Origin of the sequence: Sphingomicrobium lutaoense (assembly GCF_014195685.1) — a bacterium.
Taxonomy (GTDB): Bacteria; Pseudomonadota; Alphaproteobacteria; order Sphingomonadales; family Sphingomonadaceae; genus Sphingomicrobium; species Sphingomicrobium lutaoense.
Map to the genome: position 1 here is coordinate 828,763 of NZ_JACICF010000001.1, position 12,517 is coordinate 841,279.

Below are 12,517 nucleotides of genomic sequence, written 5' to 3' on the forward strand. Positions count from 1 at the left end.
CGCTGGCGCTGACCCATTTTGCCGGCGCGCTGCGCCCTGCGGTCGAGGCGATCTGGCGCATCGATGCGACGCTGGCCGAAGTGGTCGCGAGCACGACCGAGCCTGCGGTGGGAGCGATCCGCCTCGCCTGGTGGAGGGAGGCGCTCAAAAAGCTCGACCATTCGGACCCGCCCGCCGAACCGCGCCTGTCGGCGATTGCGGCCGAATGCCTTCCGCGCGGCGTGAGCGGCGCGATGCTCAGCGAGATCGAGGATGGCTATGCCACGCTTCTCGATCCCGAACCCGACCTTGACCGCATTTCGCGGAGCGGCGCCGCACTGTTCGGTGCGATTGCCCTCCTGTTGGACGCCGAGGACCCGAAACTTGCCGATGCGGGTGCGCTTGCCATGCTGGCGCGGGTGCGCGGGCTGTCGAGCGAGGATGTGAAGCCTGCGGCGCTGGAGAAAATGCGGGCCTTGCGGGGACATCGCTTTGCCGCGCCGCTTCGCCCGTTGACCATACTTGCGAGGCTGGCGGCGCGCGATTTCCTGCGCCGCGTCGTGGAAGCCGAGGCCACTCCCGGGCGGGCTTTCGCGATGTTGAGCCATCGGTTGAGCGGGGTGGTGACAGCGCGGTGACGAACCGCTAGGCAGGCCGGGCCGGATCGATGACTATGAGGAGCCTTGAACGGCCCGTATCGCCGCCGGCATCGCCGCCATCCTGTTTCTCGCCGCCGGTGCTTTCCTGATTTCGAAGGGAAGCGCGCAGCAAGTCGACAATCGCATCGAGGATACGCCAGTACCGGTCGCGCCCGAACCGGAGCCACTGCCGGTCATTCCCGAAATCCCCGAGCCGCCCGAGGCCGATCCTCTGAGCAAGGAAGAGAAGCGCTTCAACCGGGTGGACAAGGATCGCGACGACAAGATCACCCTTTCCGAGATCGTGCATCCGCGACGCAAGGCCTTTGCCCAGCTCGACCGCGACGGCAACGGCGAATTGCGCTTCGAGGAATGGGCGATCCGCACCATCGAGAAGTTCGAGGGTGCCGATGCCAATGGCGACGGGCTGCTGACCCGCGAGGAATATGCGACGAGCGCCCCCAAGCCCCGAAAGAAGAAGCCCGCCTGCAAATGCTGATCAACCGGCGGGTTCGAGTGCCTCGATCTCGACCGCTTCGCGCTTGGCCCATTCATCGAATGCCTGGCGTGCCCGCTCGGTATATTTGAGGCGGCGATTGGCCTTTTTCATCTTGCCCGGGATCGGCGGCATCAAGCCGAAATTGATGTTCATCGGCTGATAGGTCGAGGCTTCGGCGCCGCCGGTGATATGGCCGAGCAGCGCGCCGAAAGCGGTTTCGGGAGGCGGGCTGGTAAAGCTTTCGCCCTTGGCCTCGGCGGCGGCGAAGCGCGCAGCCATCAGGCCGACCGCCGCCGATTCCAGATAGCCTTCGCAGCCCGTGATCTGTCCGGCGAAACGGATGTTGGGCTGTGCCTTGAGGCGCAGTTCGCCATCGAGCAGTTCGGGCGAGCGGATGAAGCTGTTGCGATGGATCCCGCCGAGCCGGGCGAATTCGGCCTTTTCCAGCCCCGGGATCATGCGGAAAATCTCTTTCTGCGCGCCATATTTGAGCTTGGTCTGGAAGCCGACCATGTTCCACAGCGTGCCGAGCGCATTGTCCTGGCGGAGCTGCACCACCGCATATGGCCAGCGGCCGGTGCGAGGGTCATCGAGGCCGACGGGCTTCATCGGGCCATGCCGGAGAGTGTCGACGCCGCGTTCGGCCATGACCTCGATCGGCATGCAGCCTTCGAAATAGGGCGTGTCCTTTTCCCATTCCTTGAATTCGGTCTTCTCGCCCTTGTTGAGCGCATCGACAAAGGCTTCATACTGCGCCTTGTCCATCGGGCAGTTGATGTAATCCTTGCCGTCCCCCTTGTCCCAGCGCGACTGGAACCAGCAGATGTCGAAGTCGATCGATTCCCTGTGGACGATGGGCGCGATGGCATCGAAGAAGGCGAGGGCGTCGCTTCCGGTCTTTTCGGCGATGCTTTCGGCAAGAGCGGAGCCGGTGAGCGGCCCGGTGGCGACGATCGTCAGGCCGTCCTCGGGGAGGCGGTCGATCCGTTCGCGCACCACTTCAATCAATGGATGTTTCTGAACGCGGTCGGTGACTTCCTGCGCAAAATTCTCGCGATCGACGGCGAGCGCCGAGCCCGCAGGCACACGGTGCGCATCGGCGCATTGCATGATGAGCGAGCCGAGGCGGCGCATTTCCTGGTGGAGAAGGCCCACGGCATTGCTGCTGGCATCGTCCGAGCGGAAGCTGTTCGAGCAGACCATTTCGGCAAGCCGGTCGCTTTCATGCGCGGGCGTGGTGTCGCCGCCGCCGCGCATCTCCGAGAGCCGCACGCGAAGTCCTGCTTCGGCCAACTGCCAGGCCGCTTCCGATCCGGCGAGGCCGCCGCCGATAATATGCACATCATGTCCCATGGCCGCGCCCTCTAGCCCGATGCGCGGCACAAAAAAAGGCGGCACCGGAATGCCGCCTTTCCTTTTCGTGGAGCCCAATTCTCAGGTAAGGATCTCGGGAGGGGCTTCTTCCTTCGTTTCCTCGGCAATCAGTTCCTCGATCGCGGCGACGGGCTGATTGGTCATTTCCTTGTCGATTTCGAGAACGATCCGCCTCTCGGCTTCCTTGTGGAGCTTCTTGCGCAATTCGCCGAGGGTGCGCGGGGCAGCGATCACCACCGCTTTCTCGAAATCGTTGGACAGCGCCCGGCTGTTGATGCGCTCGGCCGCGTCATGCGCCCAGCGATCCTCCTCGAGCTGGTGGAAGTCGGTTTCCTCATAGGACGAACGCGTGGGCGAACCCGACGAGAAAACCGAACCCGGACCATCGGTGGACAGTTCGCGGTCAGGCGCATCCTCGCGGGCGCGCTTCTTTTCCACGACCAGGTTCATATGTTCCTCGTCGCCCTCGTTGCGCAAGAACAGCATCTTGCGCCCATCGGTTACCAGGACCAGCGTTTCGTTTGCGATACCCATGAGGCCTCCTTTGACGTGTTGGTACTTGTGCCACCAACAAACCGGAGGCGGGGGCCGTTCCGCTATTTACCGCCTTCCGGCCCCGCCGCGCCGTCTTCGCCGGTGTCGCCGTTCGCCTCGGGTGCGATGGTCTTGTCATCGCCCTGCAGGTCGGCCTCCACCGCTTCCTCGGCTTCGTTTTCGGCATCCTCGTCCTCGTCGATGCGCGCGACCGAAACCACATGTTCGTTCTTGGCAACGTTGAAGATGGTTACGCCCTGCGTGTTGCGACCGGCTATACGGATATCCCCCACGGTGGTGCGGATCATCTTGCCCTGGTCGGTGACGAGCATGAGCTGTTCGCCCTGGGTGACCGGGAAGCTGGCGACCACCGCGCCATTGCGTTCGGAGGTGACGATGTTCGCCACGCCCTGACCGCCGCGATTGGTGACGCGATATTCGAAGGTGCTGGTGCGCTTGCCATAGCCATTTTCGGTGACGGTCAGGAGGAACTGCTCCTTCTCGGCCAGCTGGGCATAGCGTTCGGGGGTCAAGCCTTCGGCGCCGTCATTGTCGCGCCACACGGGCGACTTGAGATAGGCGTCGCGTTCCTCGCGGGTCGAACCGGTCGAGCCGAGGATCGACATCGAAATCACCTCATCGCCGTCGAGCAGGCGGATGCCGCGCACGCCCATCGAACTGCGGCCCGTGAATTCGCGGACCGCGGTAGCGGAGAAGCGGATCGCCTTGCCGTTGCGGGTGGCGAGGAGGACATCGTCATCCTCGGTGAGGAGGTTCACCCCGACCAGGCGATCGGCCGGATTGCCATCCTCGTCCTCGTCGAACTTCATCGCGATCTTGCCGTTCGAGGGAACGTTGGTGAAGGCATCCATGCTGTTGCGGCGAACCGTGCCGCCGCGCGTCGCGAACATGATCGACAGGCCGGCCCATTCCTCCTCGTCCTGCGGGAGCGGGAGGACGGTGGCGATCGTCTCTCCCTCGGCGAGGGGGAGCAGGTTAACCATCGGGCGGCCCTTGGCGGTCGGCCCGCCTTCGGGAAGTTTCCAGACCTTCATGCGATAGACCCGCCCGGTCGTGGAGAAGAAAAGCACCGGATTGTGCGTCGTTGTGACGAACAGGTTGGTGACGATATCCTCATCCTTGGTGCTCATGCCCGCGCGGCCCTTGCCGCCGCGCTTCTGTTCGCGGAACAGAGCGAGCGGAGTGCGCTTGATATAGCCCGTGTGGGTGACGGTGACGACCATGTCTTCGACCGCGATGAGATCCTCATCGTCGATGCCGTCCACCGCCGGGGCGAGTTCGGTGCGGCGCGGGACCGCGAACTCGGCCTCGACCGCGTCGAATTCCTCGACCATGACTTCATAAAGGCGTTTGCGGTTCGAGAGGATCTCGAGCAGTTCGCCGATGGTCTTGGCCAGTTCCTCCAGCTCGCCGCCGATCTCGTCGCGGCCCAGCGCGGTGAGGCGGTGAAGCCGCAGTTCGAGGATCGCCTTCACCTGCGCTTCGGAGAGGCGGTAGGTGGTGCCTTCGGCGGCCGGATCCATCGCTTCGACCAAGCGGATATAGGGGCGGATTTCGTCGCCCGGCCATTCCTTCGAAAGCAGCTTTTCGCGGGCCTCCTGCGGGGTCTTGGAGCCGCGGATCATCACCACGACATCGTCGAGGTTGGAGACCGCCACCACGAGACCGAGCAGGATGTGGGCGCGTTCGCGCGCCTTGAACAGCTCGAACTTGGTGCGGTTGGTGATGACCTCTTCGCGGAACTTCACGAAGCTCTCGATAATCGAGCGCAAGTCGAGCGTTTCGGGGCGCCCGCCACGGATGGCGAGCATGTTCGCCGGGAAGCTGCTCTGTGCCGGAGTGTGGCGCCACAACTGGTTGAGCACGACTTCAGGCGTGGCATCGCGCTTGAGGTCGATGACGATCCGCACGCCTTCGCGGTTCGATTCGTCGCGAATGTCCGAAACGCCCTCGATGCGCTTGTCCTTGGCGGCTTCGGCGATCTTCTCGACGAGGCCGGACTTGCCGACCTGATAGGGGATTTCGGTGAGAACGATGGCGCGCTTCTCGCCCGCCTTTTCCTCGATGTGGGCGCGCGAGCGCATCATCATCGAGCCGCGCCCGGTGGTGTAGGCGGCGCGGATGCCGCTCGACCCCAGGATCTGCGCGCCGGTGGGGAAGTCGGGGCCCTTCACATATTCCATCAGCCCTTCGGTGCTGATGGCGGGATCTTCGATATAGGCGCGGCAGGCGGCGAGCACTTCGCCCAGATTGTGCGGCGGGATGTTGGTTGCCATGCCGACCGCGATGCCGCCCGCGCCATTGACGAGCAGGTTGGGGAAGCGCGCGGGCAGGACCTGCGGCTCGCTTTCGCTACCGTCATAGTTGGGCTGGAAGGCGACGGTTTCCTTGTCGATGTCGCCAAGCAGGCTTCCGGCCACCTTTGCCAGGCGCGCCTCGGTATAACGCATCGCGGCGGGGGGATCGGGATCCATCGAACCGAAGTTGCCCTGACCGTCGATGAGCGGAACACTCATCGACCAGTCCTGCGTCATGCGCGCGAGGGCATCGTAAATCGCGCTGTCGCCATGGGGGTGATATTTACCCATGACGTCACCGACGATGCGGCTCGACTTGCGGTAGGGGCGGCCCGCGACGTAGCCCGCTTCCTGACAGGCGTAGAGGATACGGCGATGCACCGGTTTCAAGCCGTCGCGCACGTCGGGAAGCGCACGCGCCACGATCACGCTCATCGCGTAATCGAGATAGCTGGTCTTCATCTCGTCGACGATCGAGATGGGGTCGATGGAATCGTCTTGCGGGGTTTGCACCGGGGGTTCGGAAGCCACGAATTATCCTATTTCGATGAACGAATGCACAGGGTGCGAGGATCGCACCGATTCTCTGCCAGCGAGACTAGCCGCTGACAGAGCAGGGTGCCACCCCATAGGCCTCATGGAAGCCGAAAAAATCGACTGCGCTTTACGTTAACGGAAAGTGGGTTCGCTCTCCGGTCAGCCCTCGCGGACGAACAGCGGCTTTTCCGGAATGGAGCCGTCCTCGCGGTAGCGCCAGCCATCGCGGTCGAAATGCCGCAAGCCCTCGGGCTTTTCGACCCGTTCATCGCACACCCAGCGCGCCATCGCTCCGCGCGCGACCTTCGCGGCGAAGCTCTGGAACTGGAGGCCCTTGGCGGTCTCCACGCGGAAGTCGGGTGCGATGACCTTGGTGTCTTCGGGCAGTTGACCCTTCACCACTTCATAATATTCGTTCGAAGCGAGGTTGAGGACGATGTTCGAGCCTTCTTCCTCGAGATCTTTGGCAATCGCCTTGGCGACGCTGTCGCCCCAATGGTCGGTGAGCTTGCCTTTGGAGCCTTTCCCGGGCGACCAGCGGGTGCCCATTTCGAGGCGGTAGGGCTTCATCCGGTCCTTGGGGCGAAGCACGCCGTAGAGGCCCGAGAGGATGCGGACATGATCCTGCGCATAGTCGATGACCTCGGGTTCGGCGCTCGCCGCATCGAAGCCGCGGTAGACATCTCCGATGAAGGTGCGGATCGCGGGGCGCGTCTTTGCCTTGTCGAAGCGGGCGTAGCGTTCCTCGTTCAAGGTGGCGAGCTTGTCGGAAATGCCCATGATCTTCTTCAAATCCTTCGCCGACAGCTTCGCGGCCGCCTCGGCGATCTGCGCGGCCTGCACCTCGAAACGGGGGCGGGTAGGGGTTTCGGGATAGTCGCTGGTCTCATCGAGCGACTTGGCGGGCGAAAGCAGGATCAACATGGCGCCTATCGCTAACGGCCCGCCCGCGCGGCGTCAAAACGGTTTTGGAATGCAGTCTGACCGCTTTATTCAATCACTATTCAGGCCCTATGTCCTATCAACACTGGCGAAGAGACGCGCGGGACGGTAAAGCCCTGCGCGATTGATTTTCCACCTCATTCCTGTCGAGGAGACGTTGATTATGAAGTTCACGATGACCGCGATTGCGCTGGCGCTGGCCGGTACGACCATGACGGCCGCCCCCGCGATGGCCCAGGATGCCGAAGAGCAGGCCGCGCCCGCAATCGAACTGTCGAAGAAGGGCCGCAAGGCGCTCGCGCCGCTGCAGAATGCGCTCAACGCCAAGGATTATAGCGAGCTGCCCAAGCTGATGGCCGAAGCCGAAGCCAACGCCTCGACCTCCGGCGACAAATACACGCTTGCCCAGCTCAAGCTGAAGTATGCCGTCGATACCGGCGATGCCGACGCAATGGTCGCGGCTGCCGACATGATGCGCGCTTCGGGTGCCGGCGATCCGATGGTCGTGCAGGACCTCTACGTGAAGCTCGGTTCGATGCGCTACAATGACGGCGACTATGCCGGTGCCAAGGCGCAGTTCCTCAAGGCGCTCGAAATCAAGCCGGACGACAGCAACGCCATGTATCTCCTCGCCGAGACCTCGAACATGCTCGACGATGTCGATGGTGCGCTGCGTTATTACGGGCAGGCAATCGCCACCCAGAAGGCCAGCGGCAATGCGATCGAGGAAAACTGGTATCGCCGCGCCGTGGGCATCGCCTATGACGCCGGTCGCCGTGAAACCGCGAACCTCACTCGCGAATGGCTGGTCGCCTATCCGACCGATGCCAACTGGGGCGAGGCGCTGGCGATCTACCACAATTCGGCCAACCATCCCGACCCGGTCTATCTGGATCTCTACCGCCTTCGTCACGCCGTGGGCGCGCTCAAGCGGAGCCAGGACTATGCCGATTTCGCGGGTCTCCTGATCCTTGCCAACAGCCCGAGCGAAGCGCTCGTCGTGCTGAACGAAGGCCAGGCCGCCGGTCTCATCGAGCCCGACAGCCTGCGGAACAAGGAACTGTTCGCAGCGGCCAAGAAGGGTGACGCGGCAGCCGAGCGCGCGACGCTCGACACCGACGCCTCGCGCGCCGGCAGCCGCGATTCGGCCCGTGCCGCCTTCAACATCGGCAATGCCTATTATGGCTATGGCGAGTTCCAGAAGGCCGCGGACATGTATCGCATCGCCCTGACGAAGTCGGATGTCGATCGCGACATCACGCAGCTTCGCCTCGGCATGGCTCTCGCCCGTGCGGGCGACAAGGCCGGTGCCAAGGAAGCGCTGGCCAAGGTCGGCGGCGCGCAGGCCGAACTGGCGAAATATTGGATGATCTACGCCGATACGCGCGGCTGATCTTCCGATCATCTCCAAAGGTTGAGGGGCGTCGGGCGAAAGCCTGGCGCCCCTTTACCATATCAGGCGCAATTTTCCGCGCTGCACCGCCTGTCCCGATATGGGATGGTTAACATGGTCGACCTACTTATCGCGTCTGGAAATGGTCAGATCGAAAGTCCCTAGAGGCGGAGATTGAATTGCGTTTCGACGATCGCATCGCGACCTTGTTGACCTTGCCCGGCACGGACGAGCATGACACTGCCGTCCGCTGGCGGCAGCTGGTCGACGTTGCCGCGCGCGCGGGCGAGGAGGAGGAGAATAGCGCTCCCTTCATCGCGGCGGTCGCGGTCATCAAGGCCGATGCACCGCGCATTCCGCTGGCGCTCCGTGCCGCCGCCGCGCGCGCGATCGCGGGGCGTCCGGTGCCCCCCGCGCTGCTCGAGGTCTTCGCAGCCGACCGCCTGGCGGTGAATGCGCCTCTGCTTGCCGCGTTGCCCGACCGTCAGCCGCTGCTGCGCCGACTTTATGACCTGGCCGATGCCGACAGCCGCCGTTTTCTCGAAACGCTTTACCCCCAACTGGCCAAGCCTTCGGGTAACGAGCCGTCGCTCCATGATGTTGTATCGCGGGTCGAGAAGCGCCGCGAGGAAGTGGAGGAAAATGGCGAGGCGGAAGTCACGACCTTGCCGCCGCGCCGCCCGCGCCCCGTGCCGACGCCCGAGCCCCGGCCCGTCGAGGCGCCCGTCGCAGAAACGCCGCCCGTCTCGCCTCCCGCCACGCGGCAGGAACCCGTGCCCAAGCCGTCGCCGCCTCCTGCACCTGCGCCCGATGACCCGGATGTGCTTGTCCGGCCCGAGACATCGGATCCCAAGGCGCTGCGCGAGTTGGCGCATGAAATCCGCACGCCGCTTAACGCCATCATCGGCTTTGCCGAGATCATCGACGGCCAGTATCTGGGGCCTGCGAACGAGAAATATCGCGAGCGCGCCGCCGAGATCGTGGCGCAGGCGCGCATCCTGCTCGGCGCGATCGACGATCTGGATTTCGCGGCACGCCTGCGTAGCGGTTCGAAGGAGGACAGGGCCGCGCCCGTCGCGGCGGGCGAACTCCTCAAGGAGATGGTGCCCGATCTGCGAGCTGTCGCCGACCGCCATGGCACTGCCCTCCAGGTCGAGGTCGAGGGTTCGGATGACATGCCGACCGTCGACCGGATGATCGCGGGACGGCTGCTCCGGCGAATTCTTTCGGCTCTCCTGCTGGCCGCGAACAAGGGGGAAGTGATCGGGGTCCGCCTGTCGAAACGCGATGGCATCGTCCGCTTCGTCATTCGCCGGCCGCGTGCTCTCAACGGGCGCGATGCGACGAGCCTGCTCGATCCGGCGCTGACGCTGGAGAGCGAGGGGCAGGCGCTGCTCGGCCTCGGCTTTTCGCTGCGACTGGTGCGTGGTCTTGCCCGCGTGGCGGGCGGCGACCTGATCGTCGATGCCGAAGCCATCCTGCTCGACATTCCCCAACTGGACTGATCCGGCTTGCCAGCCTGCCTGACCCATGGTTAGGGCAGGGGCGGGGGCCCGTAGCTCAATGGTTAGAGCTGACCGCTCATAACGGTTAGGTTGCAGGTTCGAGTCCTGCCGGGCCTACCAGCCTTTGGAAAAGGCGAAAAAACGCGCGACATGGAGAAGATGGTCGGGGAGACAGGATTCGAACCTGCGACCCTCTGCTCCCAAAGCAGATGCGCTACCAGGCTGCGCCACTCCCCGAAGGTCAGGGGAGCGCCCCTACCAGCAGATTGGCTTTTCGCCTAGCTTTTATCGGCGCTATTCGGCGATCCCGCCCGACATTACCGCCAGCATCGTGGTCCAGGCCGCGACATTCTGGGCGAGCTGCTCCTTGTCGAGCTTGTCGAGCGTGTCGTTGGCGGTGTGATGGAGGTCGAAATAGCGGCTGCCGTCCTGGCGCAGCGAGACGCCAGGCGCGCCTTTCTGCATGATCGGCCCGATGTCGGCGCCGCCCGCCTCGTCGTAACGGCCCGGAACGATGGACAGGGGATAGAGAGCGAGGCGCAGGGCGTCGGCCTCTTCCTTGCGATCTTCCCCGAGATTGGTGTCGACGCGCCAGACGCGATCGGCGCCAAAGTCACTTTCGGCGACGAGATGATAGTCTTCGCCGCCGCGGGTTTCGGCAAAGGCGCGCCCGCCGTGAATGCCCACTTCCTCGGCACCGAACCAGACGATTTCGATGGTGCGATAAGGCTGGCCCGCGTCCATGATCCGCTTGGCGGCCGCAGCAACGATGCCGCAGCCCGCGCCATCGTCGAAAACGCCCGGGCTATTGTCCCAGCTGTCGATATGGCAGCTGACGAGCAGCTTCTTAGCATCGGGATTGCGGCCCGGCACTTCCGCGATGACATTGCCGGATTTCTGGATGCCGATCTGGCGCGGAGTCATGACAAGCTTGAGCGTCACCGGGCGGCCGCGGGCGAGCACCCTTTCGAGCTGCTGCGCGTCGGGGACCGACAGGGCGCCGGCGGGAATGGGATCGGCCTCGCCGAAATTGATGGTGCCGGTATGGGGCAGGCGGTCGCTGTCGGTGCCGATCGATTTGACGAAGATGGCGGCGGCGCCGCGTTCGCTGGCGCTTTTCGGGCCGAAGAAGCGCGGCGTCCCGTAATTGCCATATCCCGACCCGTCCTGGTTGGCGGGCATGGCATGGCTGATGAAGACGATCTTGCCTGCGATGCTACTGGCCGGAGCGGCGAGGAATGCGGCATAATCCTTGAAGCCCACCACCTCCGCGACGAGCCCGGCATCGCCGGTCGAACCCGAATTGCCGAAAGCGGTGACGATCAGTTCCTGCGGGAAGGGCGCGACGATATGCGCGCTTTCCTTGCCCCGCACCCAGGTCGGCATGTCGAACTCCTCGACCCGGACGTTGGAGAAGCCCATCGCGCCGAGGCGCTGGACCGCCCATTGGCGGGCGCGTGCTTCGGCTTCGGTCCCGGCAAGGCGCGGTCCGATCTCGGTGGTGAGGTCGGCGACGATGCCATAGGCGATGTCGTCCTCGAGCGCGGCCTCGCGGAGTTCGGCGATCTTTTCATCGGAAACGGCCGAGGGCTGGGCAGCGGCGAGAAGGGCGGGGGAAGCGAAAGCGAGGAGCGCGGCGCGCACGGAAATGTTCAACATGGGCGAGTGTGCTAGCCAATTGTCAGGGGCCTGTCACCGTCCAACTAGAAGAGCCGCAATTGCTTGCCCTGCGGAGGGGTGAAAAGCTCGCTGTTGAGCCTGGCCTTCCGGCGCCCGAGGCCATGGTCGCGGCAGGCCTTGTCGAAGCGCTTGCGAAAGAGTTCGGCCCAGACGCCCTGTCCGCGCAGCCTGCTGAAGAAGCGGGGGTCATTGTCCTTTCCGCCGCGCAGGTCACGGATCGTCGCCATCACCTTTCGCGCGCGCTCGGGATAGTTTTCCTGAAGCCATGCCTTGAAGAGCGGCGCGACTTCATGCGGAAGCCGGACCGGAAGGAAGAAACCGTTGGTGGCACCTGCTTCGGCACCTGCCTGGACAATCGCTTCCATTTCCATGTCGGTGATGTGCGGAACGACGGGCGAAACCGAGAGATAGACGGGGACGCCCGCCTCGGTGAGCTGGCGGATCGCCGCGATGCGCTTTCGCGGAGCGGGCGCGCGGGGTTCGAGCGTGCGATGCACCTTGGGATCGAGCGAAGTGACCGAGATAGCGACCGCCGCGATGCCCATGCGTGCCGCAGGAGCGATGATGTCGAGATCGCGCAGCACGCGGTCGGACTTGGTGGTGATGGTGAAGGGATGCTTCACCTCGAAAAGCGTCTGGAGGATGCTGCGCGTGATCTTGTAGCGGCCTTCGATCGGTTGATAGGGATCGGTGTTGGTACCCAGCGCGATCGGCGCGGCCTCATAGCCCTTTTTCGACAGTTCGGCATGAAGCAGGCCCGCGGCGTCGGGCTTTGCGAACAGGCGGCTTTCGAAATCCACACCGGGCGAGAGGTCGTGATAGGCATGGGTCGGCCGGGCGAAACAATAGATGCAGCCATGTTCGCAGCCGCGATAGGGATTGACCGAGCGGTCGAACCCGATGTCAGGCGAATGGTTGCGGGTAAGGACGGTCTTCGGGCGCTCGATCGTCACGCTGGTCCGGCGCTTGGGAATGCCATCCAGTTCCTCGACGCTGTCCAGCCAGTCGCCATCGACCACCCGCTCCATGAGATTGAAGCGAAGGGGCGTGTCGTTGCGGGTCGCCGCCCTGCCATGAATCGATTCGACGGGCATGGCGACAGGCTAGTCGCACACCGT

The 12,517-nt window shown here is 64.1% G+C and carries 10 protein-coding genes and 2 tRNA genes; 5 read left to right on the forward strand and 7 right to left on the reverse strand.

Features of this window, described 5'->3' with window-relative positions:
- Positions 1 to 80: 80 nt before the first annotated feature.
- Both FHS50_RS03870 and FHS50_RS10820 read left to right on the forward strand, forming a co-directional pair.
- Positions 81 to 617 carry a hypothetical protein gene (locus FHS50_RS03870; protein ID WP_183933062.1) on the forward strand — a complete coding sequence of 179 codons (537 nt, stop codon included), beginning with the start codon at positions 81 to 83 and terminating at the stop codon, positions 615 to 617.
- Positions 618 to 879: 262 nt separating this feature from the next.
- The gene (locus FHS50_RS10820) at positions 880 to 1,116 is read left to right on the forward strand and encodes an EF-hand domain-containing protein (RefSeq protein WP_265568980.1); all 237 of its coding nucleotides are present in this window, start codon (positions 880 to 882) and stop codon (positions 1,114 to 1,116) included.
- Here the strand turns inward: FHS50_RS10820 and trmFO are convergent, their stop codons facing one another.
- The 4 genes from trmFO to FHS50_RS03895 form a co-directional block, all read right to left on the reverse strand.
- Positions 1,117 to 2,469, reverse strand: coding sequence for a methylenetetrahydrofolate--tRNA-(uracil(54)-C(5))-methyltransferase (FADH(2)-oxidizing) TrmFO (gene trmFO, locus FHS50_RS03880; RefSeq protein ID WP_183933063.1), 1,353 nt, complete (start codon positions 2,467 to 2,469; stop codon positions 1,117 to 1,119).
- An 81-nt stretch (positions 2,470 to 2,550) separates the two neighbouring features.
- Positions 2,551 to 3,024: a host attachment family protein gene (locus FHS50_RS03885; RefSeq protein ID WP_183933064.1), complete on the reverse strand. Its 474-nt coding sequence runs from the start codon at positions 3,022 to 3,024 to the stop codon at positions 2,551 to 2,553.
- Between the two features lie 62 nt (positions 3,025 to 3,086).
- Entirely contained in the window at positions 3,087 to 5,873 is a 2,787-nt protein-coding gene (gene gyrA / locus FHS50_RS03890) for a DNA gyrase subunit A (protein ID WP_265568982.1), read from the reverse strand.
- Between the two features lie 165 nt (positions 5,874 to 6,038).
- A complete protein-coding gene (locus FHS50_RS03895; protein ID WP_183933065.1) occupies positions 6,039 to 6,803 on the reverse strand; it encodes a YaaA family protein in 765 nt (254 codons plus the stop codon).
- Positions 6,804 to 6,984: 181 nt separating this feature from the next.
- On the opposite strand from FHS50_RS03895, the gene FHS50_RS03900 reads away from it, so the two are divergent.
- The 3 genes from FHS50_RS03900 to FHS50_RS03910 all read left to right on the forward strand — a co-directional run bounded on the left by FHS50_RS03900 (position 6,985) and on the right by FHS50_RS03910 (position 9,839).
- Positions 6,985 to 8,214 carry a tetratricopeptide repeat protein gene (locus FHS50_RS03900; protein ID WP_183933066.1) on the forward strand — a complete coding sequence of 410 codons (1,230 nt, stop codon included), beginning with the start codon at positions 6,985 to 6,987 and terminating at the stop codon, positions 8,212 to 8,214.
- Positions 8,215 to 8,393: 179 nt separating this feature from the next.
- The gene (locus tag FHS50_RS03905) at positions 8,394 to 9,719 is read left to right on the forward strand and encodes a sensor histidine kinase (RefSeq protein WP_183933067.1); all 1,326 of its coding nucleotides are present in this window, start codon (positions 8,394 to 8,396) and stop codon (positions 9,717 to 9,719) included.
- A 44-nt stretch (positions 9,720 to 9,763) separates the two neighbouring features.
- Positions 9,764 to 9,839 (forward strand) — tRNA-Ile (locus tag FHS50_RS03910).
- Positions 9,840 to 9,879: 40 nt separating this feature from the next.
- On the opposite strand, the gene FHS50_RS03915 is transcribed toward FHS50_RS03910, so the two are convergent.
- The 3 genes from FHS50_RS03915 to FHS50_RS03925 all read right to left on the reverse strand — a co-directional run bounded on the left by FHS50_RS03915 (position 9,880) and on the right by FHS50_RS03925 (position 12,493).
- Positions 9,880 to 9,956 (reverse strand) — tRNA-Pro (locus tag FHS50_RS03915).
- A 57-nt stretch (positions 9,957 to 10,013) separates the two neighbouring features.
- Positions 10,014 to 11,378, reverse strand: a complete 1,365-nt coding sequence (locus FHS50_RS03920; RefSeq protein ID WP_183933068.1) for a M28 family peptidase — start codon at positions 11,376 to 11,378, stop codon at positions 10,014 to 10,016.
- A gap of 44 nt (positions 11,379 to 11,422) precedes the next feature.
- The gene (locus FHS50_RS03925; RefSeq protein WP_183933069.1) at positions 11,423 to 12,493 is read right to left on the reverse strand and encodes a PA0069 family radical SAM protein; all 1,071 of its coding nucleotides are present in this window, start codon (positions 12,491 to 12,493) and stop codon (positions 11,423 to 11,425) included.
- Between the last annotated feature and the right edge of the window lie 24 nt (positions 12,494 to 12,517).